The organism is Paenibacillus melissococcoides (genome assembly GCA_944800085.1).
Lineage (GTDB): Bacteria > Bacillota > Bacilli > Paenibacillales > Paenibacillaceae > Paenibacillus_B > Paenibacillus_B melissococcoides.
In genome coordinates this window covers 67,580-81,204 of the sequence record CALYLO010000012.1, presented here as the reverse complement: position 1 = coordinate 81,204, position 13,625 = coordinate 67,580, and the positions used below count along the sequence as shown (strand labels likewise).

The 13,625-nt window shown below is 49.5% G+C and carries 15 protein-coding genes and 1 pseudogene; all 16 read right to left on the bottom strand.

The window, feature by feature from the left end:
• Position 1: 1 nt before the first annotated feature.
• A pseudogene (locus OCY70_RS36390) lies at positions 2-1,158 on the bottom strand (phage major capsid protein).
• A 35-nt stretch (positions 1,159-1,193) separates the two neighbouring features.
• Entirely contained in the window at positions 1,194-1,790 is a 597-nt protein-coding gene (locus OCY70_RS29140; protein ID WP_213428452.1) for an HK97 family phage prohead protease, read from the bottom strand.
• 1 nt (position 1,791) lies between these two features.
• Positions 1,792-3,024 (bottom strand): phage portal protein, encoded by a 1,233-nt coding sequence (locus tag OCY70_RS29135; protein ID WP_261945061.1) that lies wholly within the window; start codon positions 3,022-3,024, stop codon positions 1,792-1,794.
• A 64-nt stretch (positions 3,025-3,088) separates the two neighbouring features.
• Entirely contained in the window at positions 3,089-4,882 is a 1,794-nt protein-coding gene (locus OCY70_RS29130) for a terminase large subunit (RefSeq protein ID WP_213428453.1), read from the bottom strand.
• Positions 4,863-5,348: a phage terminase small subunit P27 family gene (locus OCY70_RS29125; protein ID WP_213428454.1), complete on the bottom strand. Its 486-nt coding sequence runs from the start codon at positions 5,346-5,348 to the stop codon at positions 4,863-4,865. The genes OCY70_RS29130 and OCY70_RS29125 overlap by 20 nt, the downstream gene beginning before the upstream one ends.
• A gap of 268 nt (positions 5,349-5,616) precedes the next feature.
• Positions 5,617-5,772, bottom strand: a complete 156-nt coding sequence (locus tag OCY70_RS29120; protein WP_213428490.1) for a hypothetical protein — start codon at positions 5,770-5,772, stop codon at positions 5,617-5,619.
• Positions 5,747-6,145, bottom strand: a complete 399-nt coding sequence (locus OCY70_RS29115; RefSeq protein WP_213428455.1) for an HNH endonuclease signature motif containing protein — start codon at positions 6,143-6,145, stop codon at positions 5,747-5,749. The genes OCY70_RS29120 and OCY70_RS29115 overlap by 26 nt, the downstream gene beginning before the upstream one ends.
• 142 nt (positions 6,146-6,287) lie before the next feature.
• Positions 6,288-6,836, bottom strand: coding sequence for a site-specific integrase (locus OCY70_RS29110; RefSeq protein WP_213428456.1), 549 nt, complete (start codon positions 6,834-6,836; stop codon positions 6,288-6,290).
• A gap of 544 nt (positions 6,837-7,380) precedes the next feature.
• On the bottom strand, positions 7,381-7,767 hold the full coding sequence (locus OCY70_RS29105) for a hypothetical protein (RefSeq protein ID WP_213428457.1): 387 nt from the start codon (positions 7,765-7,767) through the stop codon (positions 7,381-7,383).
• A gap of 99 nt (positions 7,768-7,866) precedes the next feature.
• Complete coding sequence (locus tag OCY70_RS29100; protein ID WP_213428458.1) at positions 7,867-8,094, bottom strand: hypothetical protein; 228 nt, start codon at positions 8,092-8,094, stop codon at positions 7,867-7,869.
• Between the two features lie 323 nt (positions 8,095-8,417).
• On the bottom strand, positions 8,418-8,954 hold the full coding sequence (locus OCY70_RS29095; protein ID WP_306433935.1) for an ASCH domain-containing protein: 537 nt from the start codon (positions 8,952-8,954) through the stop codon (positions 8,418-8,420).
• On the bottom strand, positions 8,947-9,273 hold the full coding sequence (locus OCY70_RS29090; protein ID WP_213428459.1) for a VVA0879 family protein: 327 nt from the start codon (positions 9,271-9,273) through the stop codon (positions 8,947-8,949). The genes OCY70_RS29095 and OCY70_RS29090 overlap by 8 nt, the downstream gene beginning before the upstream one ends.
• A 254-nt stretch (positions 9,274-9,527) precedes the next feature.
• Positions 9,528-10,952 carry a DNA cytosine methyltransferase gene (locus tag OCY70_RS29085; RefSeq protein WP_213428460.1) on the bottom strand — a complete coding sequence of 475 codons (1,425 nt, stop codon included), beginning with the start codon at positions 10,950-10,952 and terminating at the stop codon, positions 9,528-9,530.
• 16 nt (positions 10,953-10,968) lie between these two features.
• Positions 10,969-12,246: a replicative DNA helicase gene (locus OCY70_RS29080; protein ID WP_213428461.1), complete on the bottom strand. Its 1,278-nt coding sequence runs from the start codon at positions 12,244-12,246 to the stop codon at positions 10,969-10,971.
• The gene (locus tag OCY70_RS29075) at positions 12,233-12,523 is read right to left on the bottom strand and encodes a replicative helicase loader/inhibitor (protein ID WP_213428462.1); all 291 of its coding nucleotides are present in this window, start codon (positions 12,521-12,523) and stop codon (positions 12,233-12,235) included. The genes OCY70_RS29080 and OCY70_RS29075 overlap by 14 nt, the downstream gene beginning before the upstream one ends.
• Positions 12,471-13,496, bottom strand: coding sequence for a conserved phage C-terminal domain-containing protein (locus OCY70_RS29070; RefSeq protein WP_249725137.1), 1,026 nt, complete (start codon positions 13,494-13,496; stop codon positions 12,471-12,473). The genes OCY70_RS29075 and OCY70_RS29070 overlap by 53 nt, the downstream gene beginning before the upstream one ends.
• Positions 13,497-13,625 lie beyond the last annotated feature (129 nt).

The window sequence follows — 13,625 nt, the reverse complement described above, 5'->3', positions numbered from 1 at the left end:
CCTATGCGATGGCAATTTGACCGTAGACAACGGCCTCCATGTCAAACTCTTGCACGTCCTCGCGCTGAATAGCGCGGACATCTGTTGAGTTACGAGCAAATGATTTACCGCCGACGTTGGTGGATGCAATAGAGTATTGTTGTCGGTCAAACAGTACAACCGCCTCTTTCAAGTCGCCGATGATGATTGGGGCCTTTTTGTCTATGGTTGGCAGCCATTGATTCGACACAACGACAATCGGCTTACCTTTAAGCATTTTTTGTGTCGGATTCGTTGGATTCGGTTGCAGTAAGTCCCGACCTTCGCTATCTTTTTGCATGTCAAGAAAGTGGAACCCATCTTGGTTAGTCAGGATAATGGCGTTGTTGCTAATGGCCGGATCCAGGTCCACGTTGAGCACGTGCTTAATGTCATCAACCCCGGTAATTGGCACCTTCGTTTTCTTGTCTAGCAGAGCAAGGATCAGCTTATTCCGCGTAACCACAGACTTTTTGGCGATCCACTTTGCGATGTACGCCATCAGGTTTTGATCCGTATCCTGCAGCAGGCTGTTACTAATTGGCAGGATTCCGCCCCGATCCTTGATGTTGTATTTGATGGACGCAAATTTCGGGTTGTCCATGTCAAGTCGGTCAACTCGGTAATTTCGGTAAACGCTGTGATATCTGCGTTTTTCTCAATGACACGTGACCCGCTTCGAGTCGAAACTGGCTCGACCGTAACATACGTTTCCAGTGATACGAATTGACGTTTAAACTCGTTGATCTGCGTGCTGATATCCTGAGGCACAATCAAACCACCATCTTCAGCAACATCGCCCTGCATTCCGGCACGAATCTCCTCAATCCCCTCATCAATCAGAACACGCTCTTCCGCGTTCAGCGGCTTGTTACGGAGCGCTTTAAGGAATGCGCTGCGGTATTGCGCTGCCTTATCTTTGTCGTCCTGTTCGCGGTGTTCTGGCTCAAGAACAGGCGAGGTTACCACTGGCGTGTCAGTGTCACGGAGTTCAGCCAGAAAGTCGATCTGTTTTCTCAGTTCCTGCGCCTCATTCTTCGCCGCTCTGGCCTCGTCCAATTTCCCCTCTGCCGCAAGGCTGCGGGCTTCATCCAATTTTGCCGCCAGTTGCTGGCGTAATTCGCGTTCTTTTTCGTCCATGATGTACCTCCATTAATTGAAATAATAAAGACTCATCAGCCGATAGCCAACAAGTCCAGTTCGAGCAACAGTTTTTCTTTTTCGATTTTTCGGCGTTCTCTCGGTACGATTCCAAACTCGTCCAGGCTGCGCTGGCTGGCTTCGCTGTCCGGATACGCCGGAAATGGCGTAGGGGATACCTCGAACAAGTTTACTTCCAGCAGCGTGCGCTCGAATACATCCTCTTCTTTGAGGTACTGCCATGCGTCCCGGCGGACATTGAAGCCGAAACTCATGCCGTCAACGTCGCCGCGCTGCACAGATTCGTAAGCATCTCTACCCCAGCTATTGTTGGGTAAGTCGATCTCGAATCTAAGGCCGATATTATCCTCATGCAGCCGCAGCGTTCCGTTTTTAGTCGAGCCGAGCACAAAGTCGCTGCGGTGATTCCATAGGGCTTTGATTGTGTTTTCGGAAAGACTGTGCAAAAACGCCCCCTGGGCTACACGTTCGTAAAATTCTCCCCATATCAGATGACTACGTTGGTTAAACTTTACAACATATCCGGCCAGGCCGAGCGTATCGCCTTCTCCTTCTCCGCTCCTTACCTCGATTGAGTCCGCATGCAGGTACCGGATTTCTTTTTTACCCAAATCACTCACCCCCTTTCCCGGATTTCAGTCCCGCTTTCAGTGCCTGATACTGGTCCATTTTGTCCAAACTCACGTAGTTAAGGCTGACAAAATGGCGGTCGCCCATCTCGCCGATGTTGTCCCGCTCCTCCAGCTCGCGGACCTCGTTGATACTGTATACGCCCATCGTGATCATCTTGTCGTAGTATGCCGCTCGGCTCGTGCTATCGCCGCGCAACTCTCCGGACACGTTGAATTTGACGTAATATCGTCGCCGCTCTGCTTCCGTAAACAGTTTGTAGTTAATTTCCTGCTCCCAGTTGGTCATGATTGGCTGTAACGTGCTTTTTACGTATTCCAAGGACTGATTTTCCATGTTTGAATACTTGACGTCAGTAAGTCCGAGCTTATAGCCCGGAACTTTGTATATTTTCGCTACCTCGGCGATGCCGAACTTGGAGGTTTCGATAAATTGGGCGTCATTGAGCGGCATTCCAAGGTTCTGATACTCCATACCGGCGTCAAGAATAGCGATCCGGTGTGCATTGTTTAGCCCGCTGTTTGCTTTTTGCCACTCGTCGCGGGCCTTGTCCTTCGCCGGCTTGTCCAAAGCAACGCCTGCCGGCAGCCGCAAAATCCCGCGCGTTGCAGTCCCGTTGGAGTAAAATGACCCTAAAAACTTGCGCTGTGCCTGCTGCACGCCGAGTTCCTCGCGGATAACCGATATAGGCGTGATACCCTTGAGCCCACTTTTGCTGATCGCCTTAAAGTGGAGCACGTCCGTATGGCGTAGTTTTCGCATTTCTCCGCTTGGCAGGGTGGTGACGTACCACACCTCGCCTGTGATGACATCTACCTGTACGTCTGTTTTCGAGGGATCCAGCGGCCAAAGTGCCTTGGGGCGTCCATTATGCGGCCCGCTTGTCTCCCACTCGATGTTCGCATAGGCATTGCCCCACACCGTTACATGTACCTGCATCAGTTCTTTGAACGTATACGCACTCATGTATGGGTTCGGGCGAATGCCCAATAGCCGGGAAACCGGGTGAGAAGTGTCCTTTTCGATGCCATTCCCCCGCTGCTTAAACACCTGCAGCGGCAATTTGCCAACATCCCCGCCCAAAATGGATGCACAAGTGTAAACGTTGCTGTTCAGCAACGCTTTGTCATTGGTGATCCGCTCCCCGCTGGCCGTATTGGATGACCCGAAAAAGTCCAGAAACCACTGTTTCGGATTCAGCAGCGAATCGTTCACTCCCAAATCAGACCGCCATTACCTCCATCGCCGGAACAATCTTCTCAATTCGTTCACCCCCTTCCTAGAACGAGAAGTCATCATCCATGATGTGGGCATTGAGGTCGATCCGGCCGTCGCCAATCATCGCACGCACCATTGCGTTGATGATCGCAGCAATGAGGTCAATGCGCTGGCTGTCGTCCTTATGCTTTTTGGACAGCTTGATATTTCCGTTATTGTCGATGACTTCTATAGCGTTTGATAAACACCATGTCAACAACGGGCTGCCATCGTGGACTATCAGCCCTTTAAGCACTAATTCGCGGAAAAATTTCGTCGGCTCCGAGAGCGTTTGGACGCCCTGCCGGATTTCCACCCGCTCGTATCCCTCCGCCTCAAGCTGCTGTGTGAAATGAGTGGCATTGTACGGGTCATAACAAACCTCTTTGACAAACCACTGATGCTCCCGCTCCATCCGCTCCATATGTGACCGAATAAAGCCATAATCCACGACCTCGCCGGGGGTCAGCGTACACCAATCCTCATTCGCCCATTGGCGGTAAGGCACTCGGTCACTGTGCTCATGCTGTTTTGCCCGCTCCGCTGGCATAAATCCGTGTGCTGTGACCGCAAAACGCCCATCAGGCAGCCTGAACACATACCCAACAGCGGTCAGATCCGTAGTTTTAGACAAATCCAGACCGCTCCATGTCTCCCAACCTTGTACCAGCTCAAAAAAGTCCTCTCGCGATACCGCAAGGGACTTCCACTTCGCCATATGTCGGCTTGACATATACTTATTTTCGCTATCTTTCTGCCACAGGTTTACGCGTTTGGTCAGCCACTCCCGAATTTTGTCGGGATCTCCGCTACCGAACGCCTCATCGTGCTCGGCTTTTATCTGGCGTCGCAGTTCTTCGGAGTAATCGTTATCCTCCTGCAGCACAGGATTGGGTTTCGGCCATAGCGCTTCGTCGTGCGGATCGTCGCCTTCATCCAATTCCCGGATCATGACAAAATAGGTTTCCTGCATCGGGACCTCGCCGCGCATCATTTTGCGCAGGAAGTCATATTCCTTCTTGCACGGGCTGTTCTCCGCGTCCTTGCCGGCAGTACTAATGATCTGCATTAGCGACTGCAGACGTTTCCCAAAACCGGAATATGACACATCAAGGATTTCGGATGTCGGATGTGCGTGATATTCGTCGATAACGACCAGACACGGCGCACCGGAGTCCTTATTCTTGGTGTCCTTGGAGAGCGGCTTGAGCAGTCCCCCGCGCGTCGCGTGTTCAATGTATCCCCTTCGGATGCGCAGCCGCTTAGAGATTTCCGGGCTGTTGATCCCCATCTCTCTAGCGTCGCCCCATACCCGCTTTGCCTGCCCCTTGTCCACCGCCGCGCAGTCCACTTCCGGACTGTGTTCGTATCTTCGTTTCTCCGGCTCCCCTGGCGGATAGATGCAATCCCCACACATACCGTACAAGGCGAGCCCGCTCATCTCGGTAGATTTTACATTACCGCGAGCGCGGAGGTGGAAAGCCTTGCGGAACCGCCGCTGGCCGGTCTCCATGTGCACCCAACCGTAGACGCATCCCATATCGAACTTTTGGAAGGGGAGAAGCTCAATCAACTGGCCGCTGAACACGCCACGAACGTGCCGGCAGCAGCGTTCGAACCAATCAAACACCCGATCAGCGCGGCTCTCATCAAAGACATACGGAAAGTCCGGCGTTGCTTGGTGCTGCAAGTCATCCAGATGCCGCTGGCATGCAAGACGCTCCATCTCGCAGCTCATCCGCAGCCCTAACACCACCTCGGCGGCATAGCGATGAGTCGGATGGAGATCATCCCAATTAATCGAAGAGTTCGGCATTTGGGTCTATGTCCCCGTCTGCTTGTCGTTTGGCTAGGCGCGCCCGCGACTCTGCATTAAGCCCAAGCTTGTTGGAATAGGAGAGTGCGATATTCGCATATCTCTGAGACATTTGAACATACGCGTTCGGCACCTGTACCCCCGACTTGTTGACTTCCGTATACCCATACTCGTCAATCAGCCGATTCGCTTCCTGTACCTTGGAAACGGCATCGCAGTAAATGCCCAGTACATCCTCATCCACTTTATCTAGTACGCCGAATTCTTCCATGTCCTTGACCGTCTTACGCCAAATCTTTCGAGCTGAATCGTCCAGCCAATCGGGTATGCGGAGTTTAAGCTTTTTCTTTCTGGTGAACTTCTTCGCCGCCTCTTCCCGGGCTTCCACTTCTTTTTTAGTCCAGTTCTTCCCTCCACCTTTTTTCCCCACTCGCATGTGGTTAAAATTAATTACAGGATTCCCCACATTCTAACCTCCGTTTCCCCTATTTCGTTACGGGGACTTTTTTTCGCATTTGAGGCCCACGCGGTCTACGCGGAGAGACCGCACTTTTTCGACCCCTGGGGGCATCTTCGCTCTTGATGGGTCCCTTGCACTTAGGACAGTTCCAACCATCGCGAATCTTATGACTTTGTTCTAAATAATCACAGTCTTTATTAAAGCAATAATGAGTCATAAGTTTTTGCTTCATATGTCCCTCCATCCCCTGAGACTCCGAATAATGAAGCTCCATTCAAAGTGTATATGATGCTATGAGTAAAGCTGTGATCGCCATTATTTTAGCTGCTCGCCCATACTTACGAGCATCTATTTGTTTTTCCAAATAGCGAGCATTGATTAATATTAGGAGCACTATCGCAATCTTAATAGTAATCGTTGTATAGTCCATGACCGAAACCTCCGTCCTCTTTGGCCGTCTTCCTATCATGACATCGCTTGTTCATTGCTTGGTGGTTCTCTGGGTCCCAGAACAAGTTGTAATCTCCCTTGTGCGGTTTAATATGGTCCACTACATTGGCTGGCAAAGGAAGCTCTTTCCTTTGGCATTCATCACATACACATAGCGGATGAAGCGCGAGGTAGTGTTCTCTGTATTTTCGCCAGCGGTGACCATATCCGCGTTTAGAAGATGACTCGCGAAAGCGGTCATATCTTCTTGCTAACGAGGCGTGTTGAGTACAAAACCCTTTTCTTGTAAGCTCACTGCACCCCGGTTTTTTACATGGTTTTTTAGGTAACAATCCCACCGAAATGCACCCCATTTTTGTTTACATAAAACCCTATTTGAGTTACACATAGTGTGGGTTTTGTTAAACTCAATAGATACGAGAAAAGTCAAGCGTGTCATAGGATTTTTGGGCTTCCTCGAAATGAGTTTAACGCATCCCAAATATGTGTAATTGGTTATCTTCTGTGCCTTTTTAGAGCCATGTCCATCGTGTCCTGCGTCATCCCTATATAGCGAAGTGTCTCCTGCGTCGAGGAATGATTGAAGTAATTCATCAGCAGTGCAATGTCCTTTTTTGTCGTGACGTTGTAGAAGATGTATCCGAAGGTTTTCCTAAGTGTATGACACCCAATCTCTGACAAGCCAAACTCATCGCCCACAGCACGAATGATTTTATACGCCATTTCACGTGTGATTGGTCTGTTAAGCCCTTCACGACTTTTTATTAGAAACTCGTTCGGCGGCTTCCCCTCAATATACGGGGCAAGCTTTTGTTTCAACTCCGTAGTAATTAATATCCTCTTCTGCTTGCCTGTCTTCTTTTCTCGGATTGTGATGTGCGATCCAGCGACGTCCCGAACCCGCAAGCGCAAGATATCGCTGATGCGTAGCCCGGTGTCGATTCCGATTAGAAACATAATGTAATTACGATAATTCGTGCTTTCCAAAAAGTCTAAGATGTCTTGCAATAGTTCGGGATCACGGATCGGTTGGACGACGTTCAATCGGATCACCCACCTTCGGATATGCCCCTTTTTCGCACTCTATTATCTTGAAGCAAAACTGAACAGGGGCTTCCCACCTGCCCCATACACACCCTTTGCATTGTGCTGGCTGCTTGACTCTTGGTTTTTTTAGTTTGTTTTCCACCCCCCCACTCCTTTCGTAAAAAAATACCGCCCCCGAAGGGACGGCTTGTATAGATTAAAGGTTATGAATAACTACGCCTCTACATATAGGTGGCAACCGTACGACAAAAACGGCCGTAATAAGGCCGCTCCTTTTTTCATTTTAATAATGACCTTGACAGGAATCGAACCTGTCCAAACCATTAAGGCCATAAAATAAAAATGGGGCATCTAACCCCGCCTCACACCGTACCCTTGACGACTGGCGTCTAAGGTATTATGATACCCACAGCACGGCCGAGAGCCTGCAGCGATAAGGGGCAGCAGACATCACCCGAGCAATTGCTTGCTCTATGTGTCTACTGTATCCCCGTACCACCGTCAGGCCGCCGCCATGATTCCGCCAAATTACCGTCACTTTTCAGATAATCCCCCATAATTTCAGGCTATCTGCAATTGACTGAATCCCCTCATCAATTCTGCGATCTATTGTTCTTTCTGACATTATGCTGCGAAAGTGGATTGATGTATTTTTATACCTTCGAAGCTTAAAGAAACGATGTTCGATTATTCTTTTCACTTCTTCATCCTGAATGAGATTGAAGGCTAGTGTGATATTATCGACAAGCCTCTTATCCCTTTGATATATTTGCTTTTGCTGAGGGGTAAGATTATGTCTTTTTGATAGTTCATCAACCATCATTTTCTTTTTTGTATACTCGGTTAGGAGAATCCGTGTACGTTGCTTATCCGCAGTTGTGACGGACGGATATAATTCGCCTTGTACCCATTTTTCAGCCACCAACATTCCCCTCATTCCCCTTTTATGTTATATTGGTTATGAGAGAGAATATATGTTCGAGAATCCACTGTTACGACGCCAATCACAGCAGTGGATTCTCATTTTTCAAACGGTGATCCCCAATTCCGATATGTCCATTTGTCCATCGGCCGGTACATAATCTTCGGCATCTATCACATAACCACGGTTAAGCCAGGCCAAATCTACCTCTTCCGGATTTCCGAATGTCGGTTCGCCGGCTACTCTTTTTTGCCCTCCTTTCGTATATCGATGGTCAAAGGTTTCCTCGGCCAGTTTCGTCCAGACCCAGTACGTTTTTGCTTTGACTTTCATTTCTCATACCTCCCGTATAAAGTTGCTGCCATCATGGGCCTAGGCCTCCGATCATGGTGCTGCAGCACGTATTTATGCAGTTTGGCACACGATGGGCAAAACTCATGCCCGGCGACTTGTATTGCGCACTCTTTGCACATTTCGTTGTCGCACGTATGACGACACGTGCCGATCATCTTTCCCGATTCATCTTTTGCGCTCGTCCAAAAATAGTCGATCACAAAGTCGCATAATTGCGTTGCTTCGTTCTTTTTGCAGAACTGGCAAGGGTATTTTGGCATTTGTATGATCGTGCCGTTATTCATCCCCTATACCTTCCTTCCCTAGGGCTGCCAATTCCACAGCCCTTGTTGCCCCTTGGCTGACAGTGGTTCCGGTAAACGTTTAATCTCTTTCAATTCCCAAGCAAAGCGGCCATGAGTATAATCACCGAAATGATATTCAAGAGGATAGACCCCACCCCATCCCAATGTTTGTCCTCCTGCATTGTCGAGCCAAACAGGGCCCTCGTTGTCGCCTTCCGTCCTTCTTATTCTCCAACATTCAGAAAGCGTGCATACTGCAACAACCGCCCCTGTTGGCAGGTCATCAATGAACATGATCCCATGCTTTTGTAGGGTGCTGTAAATTTGTTCGCTCATGTATGCATCCCGATCAATTTTCTTACCCGCATGGATGGCGATAGGGCCCCTATGTGTTGTCGCCCAGCTTCTTGTTTCAAACCGTTTTGCTCCAATAGCAATCAGCGTCGCCCAGGGCTGGATGATCGTTATGGCTTTCATGACTCTGTTTTGCTCGACAGCCGCGAACAGTGCGCCTATTCCCGGCAAGGTACCGCGAGCGTATGACGCCTTATTCATTTGCTTCACTCTCCCCATCTGCAAAGTCGAAAACTTCTACTTCGTCTCCGTTCGGCGTGATGACTAGTCGTCCTTTTCCAACCGTGCCCAAAAATCCGAAGGCTGCCCAAGAACATCCCGCCTCTTTGGTATGGCGCCCGATGCATTCCTGATATGCCATGTTCGCCCCGTTGCTGGCGTCCACGGAGCATTTATCTACAAAGTCATGACCACACTGGACGTTTCCGCACGACGGGCATTTGAATTTCCAAGCAGCCCCGTTATCTCCGAAGCGCCGCTTTGCTTCTTCTCGCCATGCCTGCAAGCTTTGCTTGATCATCGTTCTACACTCTCCTTATATTCGAGATAGGTTGCTTCGGCTTTTTCGAGGGCTTTCCATTCACTTTCCGTTTCGATTATTCCAGTCTGGGTGTGGTCATCAGAAAGGCAACACCACTGCCCATCTACATGTATTTGAGGTGCCCAAAAGGTTCTAATTGTTGGGGGCGTCCGGCTAATTAGTTGGGTGATCTGCTTCGCTCGAAATCGCTTCATGTATTCCTCTCCCCTTAGGGCGCTGTAGCGCCCACACATTTATAGATTCATTGCAAGCTGGCCGACTTGCTCCACTGCATGATATTTGCTTAGAGTAAACGCACGGCCACTACCGAGGCATAATTCTGGCAAGTTTGCCCTTATTAGTGCTTTTGCAAATTGGGGCGGTACAGAATTACCACAGCGGGCGACCTGTGCACTCTTAGGGTATCTTCTCCCGTATTTGTCAACAGCAATGATATAGCTTGAAGGAAACCCTTGCCCTAGAAATAACTCATGTGGTTCCAACATGCGGAAACCTATGTCCACGATTTGATAGGGCGTGCCTTTTATGAGTACAAGTCCAAATCGATCCTTTGTCGGTATTGTATGAAGCGGCTCATTTAGACTTTGGCCTATGCCGGCTCCATAGTATTTAATGAGCATGGCCCTTACTTCGCCGATATGAGTCCCTTGGGCCGATATTGTTGGTAAGGGATCATTTGTTGCTGTTCCGTAATTGTCGCCCCTGAATTTCACTAAATGGCTGGTGACAAGCGCAAATCGATTCGCTGTGCTTATCGTGTGAAGCGGTTCATTGAGCGATTGCCCCCTAGCATCATTAGGCGACACTTCACCGTAGTACTTCGAAAGGAACGCGACTACCAAATCAGATTTATCGTCTAAGTTACTAACCGCTGCATGCTCTGGCACGATGAACGGATCATCACATTCAATCACGAAGCGTTTTAATCCCTTTGCAATTCTCCGTAATGTCTTCTCAACCAACGGCTTCTTGCGGGTGAAGATAGACGGGCATTCTATCGACCAATCTATGCATTCCGCAGCAGTCCGCCAAGGTAACAACAATCCTTTTTTGACCTCTCGACTTTTTGGATCTCCATGCGTTGGCTTGGGCCAAACAATAGGCCGGCCATCACGCCTCATTATCATGAAGAATCTTTCTCTACTTGTCGGTGCTCCGTAATCACAGGCCTTCAGAATGTTTGTCTCAACCCGATACCCCTGCCTCTTTAACGCATTTACAAAGTTTTTATAAGTCAAGCCTTTCCGTTTAGGATCTGGTTGGCCGTTTTTCAGCAGCGGCCCCCATGACCTAAACTCTTTTACATTCTCAAGGATCTGAACCCTTGGGCTTACTGTTGCCCCCCATTTAACTGCAAGCCATGCCTGCCCTCGCAATTGCTTGTTTTTCGGTTTACCACCCGCAGCAATACTGTGATGTGTACAACACGATGGACTCAGCCAGTTAAGGGCAACGGTACGTCCTGCACAAGCCTCATAGGGATCTACTAGGAACACATCTTCCTGGTAGTGCTTAGTAAGAGGATGATTCGTTTCGTGCATCAGGATAGCGTCAGGATCGTGATTGACTGCAATGTCAGGGCTTACGCCTGTTGCGAGTTCATAACCCGTGCTTACCCCACCGCCACCACAAAATTGGTCGACGACTATTTCCCGCACTCTATTCCCTCCCTCATCAGCGATACTCTATATCCACAAGTTTCTGAAAATTTTTCATGTAAACCATTTCTACGATGCCCGCCCCGATATTCCGGCCCTTCCCGATGATAATTTCAATGATGTTCTTTTTCTCTGTTTCCTGGTTGTAGTAGTCGTCACGGTAGAGTAGCAGCACCACATCGGCATCACTTTCTATCTGGCCGGATTCCCGAAGGTCGGACAGCATTGGTCTCTTGTCCTGGCGCTGTTCGACGGCCCGGCTGAGGGAACTGATGACCACGACCGGGCAATCATACTCCTTCGCCACCCATTTCAGAGAACGGCTGACGAAACTCGTTTCCTCTTGCTTATTTGGGAACCTGCGGCCGCCGTCGATAAGCTGCAGAAAGTCGATGTAAATAATGACTTTCCGGCCTGGATGCATCCGGCGGAGTTCCCGGACCTTGAGCGAAATGTCATTGATGGTCATTGAGCCCTTATCGATTATGTAAATTTCCCGTCGGTTAAGCTCATCCCGCGCCATCGTGTAGCGTTGCCAATCCTCGTCATTAAACATGCCGTTCCGAAGCTTGAATCCGTCCAGGTGGGCCAGACGGCAAATCATTCGCTCGGTCAGGGACAGCTCGCCCATCTCCAGGCTGAATATCCCGACGACGTAGCCGCCCGCCTCTGCTTCCAGGGCATCGTTGAGCATATAGGCAGTCTTACCGACCGATGGCCGCGCCGCGATGATCGTCAATTCTTTGGGCTGGTGCCCACTTGTCATCGTGGTCAGATGCCTGCTTGCCATGCGTGCGCCGGTGACGCCCTTCATCTGCTGACGCTGCAATATAACGTCCTCATGTCCGTTTAGGATGTCACTGACTCTACGCCAGCCTTGCCCAAGCTGCAGCCCGTCCATGATTTCATTCGTGGCAGCCTGGAGTTCAGCGGCCAGCGCCTCCGGCCCATCAAGATTAAATCCATCCTTGACCCGTCGGGCTGCCCGCCGCCAAAGCGATGCACGCCGCACTAACTCAACGTATTCCCTGAAATTGACCGTCGTAGGTACCGCCCGGCTCAGCCTGGTCAAGTAAGATATCCCGCCAGCGTCAATAATCTCAGCCTGGTACTCACTCGCCATGACCACGATGTCGATAGGCTTCCCGGCTTGCCGAAGCTCCGACATCACCTCGAAGATGATCCGATGCTCTGGGGCTGACATGTCTTGCGCCTGCAGGCTACACTCGTCTATAAGCTCCGGTTCCAAGAGGATGGAGCCGAGTAGGGCCTGTTCCGCCTCAATCTGTTCCATCGGTCAACATCCCCCTTTGCGTCATTTCAAGCGCCCACTGATTCACCGCCGCCAGCCGTTCCTGCGTCTGCTGCCGATAATGGTCAACAGGCGACACGGGCCGCATTAGGTCCGCAGGAGTCGGCGGATACTGGCTATTGCGGATGTGCAGGTACAAGTTGCGTTCAGCGTTCTCGAACGGGTAATCCGCCAAAATACGGTGCCAAACTTCGATTTTGTACTCGTCATCTGCCGTAAAAGTCGGGTAGACGTTGTTCAGGATAAAAAACAGTTTCATGACGTCCGTCCTTGTCACGAGCAGCTTCCTCCTCTCGAATGCGCTCCAGCAGCCATTGATTTTGTTTGGTTTGCTTGCTCGCCTTTGGCGCTGTGACTGGTTCCTTCTTCTGCTTCTTTAAAGGCTTTTGGTTCAAATAGCCCTCGAACTTGTTGCCGAAAAGCGTCTCTGGTCGCAAATACTTCTCCATGTCCGTACCAACCCACTCATGAACCTTGTTGTCAATGACAGTGTAAAAGTCATCCAGTGTGAAACCTTGGTTGAACCGGGCTTTAATTAGGTCCCGCGTTTTTTGGGTGGTCGGCTTGTATCGTGTTCCAGCTCGCTCGTTCAGATAATCGATAATAGATATATAATTATTATTTTCTTTAACATTTCTTTCGGGAGGCTCTGAGGCCGTGCCCTGATTGGGATAAAGCGAAATTACGTTTCCCTTTTCGGGAAGTTTTCGCTTCCCATTTTGGGAAGTTGGCCCTTCCTCTTTTGGGTGCTCACTTCCCGATTCGGGAACTACATCCCTATTTTGGGAATGGTTTTCGGTTTCCTTTTTAGGGAACTGACTTCCCGTTTCAGGAATGTTTTTTGCTATATTCAGCGGACTACTTTCGATATTTAACTTGATTAAATCATTCATTAATTTGTGGTCGAAAGAGTCAACAACATCCACTGTCCACTGGTCATAATGCTTGTTAAATTGAAATAGATTCAGGTTCTTGTTCCAAATAATCACATTATGTTCGACAAGGGTCTCAAGCTCTTTCCGAACGTGATTGCCCTTAACTCCGCATAACGCAAAATGGTTTAATTTCGGAATGTTTGCCGATGGTTTCCCACACCCCCAGCTAAGAGTGAGTATGAAATTGATAATGTCATGTTGCCGCTGGGTGAATTTACGTCTGATTATCTCCCGATGTATCTCATGAGCAATCCGAATGTGCGGATCGTTCGGCTGAGGATGTACTTCGGTATCCATACGGCACCTCCTGAATCATGATGAATTGCTGGGAATGCTTTGCTGGAACACCAGCAAAGCGCCCTTACGTTTTGCGTTGATTAGTAAAATTCGTACCATTCGCTTGTTCTTCCGATACCGCCGCGCCAG

What these genes read in the sequence shown, in the direction of transcription:
- OCY70_RS29130 (WP_213428453.1), bottom strand. Translation starts at nt 4,882, where the DNA reads ATGCCGAACTCTTCGATTAATTGGGATGATCTCCATCCGACTCATCGC.
- OCY70_RS29120 (WP_213428490.1), bottom strand. Translation starts at nt 5,772, where the DNA reads ATGGACTATACAACGATTACTATTAAGATTGCGATAGTGCTCCTAATA.
- OCY70_RS29115 (WP_213428455.1), bottom strand. Translation starts at nt 6,145, where the DNA reads ATGGGGTGCATTTCGGTGGGATTGTTACCTAAAAAACCATGTAAAAAA.
- OCY70_RS29105 (WP_213428457.1), bottom strand. Translation starts at nt 7,767, where the DNA reads ATGTTGGTGGCTGAAAAATGGGTACAAGGCGAATTATATCCGTCCGTC.
- OCY70_RS29100 (WP_213428458.1), bottom strand. Translation starts at nt 8,094, where the DNA reads ATGAAAGTCAAAGCAAAAACGTACTGGGTCTGGACGAAACTGGCCGAG.
- OCY70_RS29095 (WP_306433935.1), bottom strand. Translation starts at nt 8,954, where the DNA reads ATGAATAAGGCGTCATACGCTCGCGGTACCTTGCCGGGAATAGGCGCA.
- OCY70_RS29090 (WP_213428459.1), bottom strand. Translation starts at nt 9,273, where the DNA reads ATGATCAAGCAAAGCTTGCAGGCATGGCGAGAAGAAGCAAAGCGGCGC.
- OCY70_RS29080 (WP_213428461.1), bottom strand. Translation starts at nt 12,246, where the DNA reads ATGGAACAGATTGAGGCGGAACAGGCCCTACTCGGCTCCATCCTCTTG.
- OCY70_RS29075 (WP_213428462.1), bottom strand. Translation starts at nt 12,523, where the DNA reads ATGAAACTGTTTTTTATCCTGAACAACGTCTACCCGACTTTTACGGCA.
- OCY70_RS29070 (WP_249725137.1), bottom strand. Translation starts at nt 13,496, where the DNA reads ATGGATACCGAAGTACATCCTCAGCCGAACGATCCGCACATTCGGATT.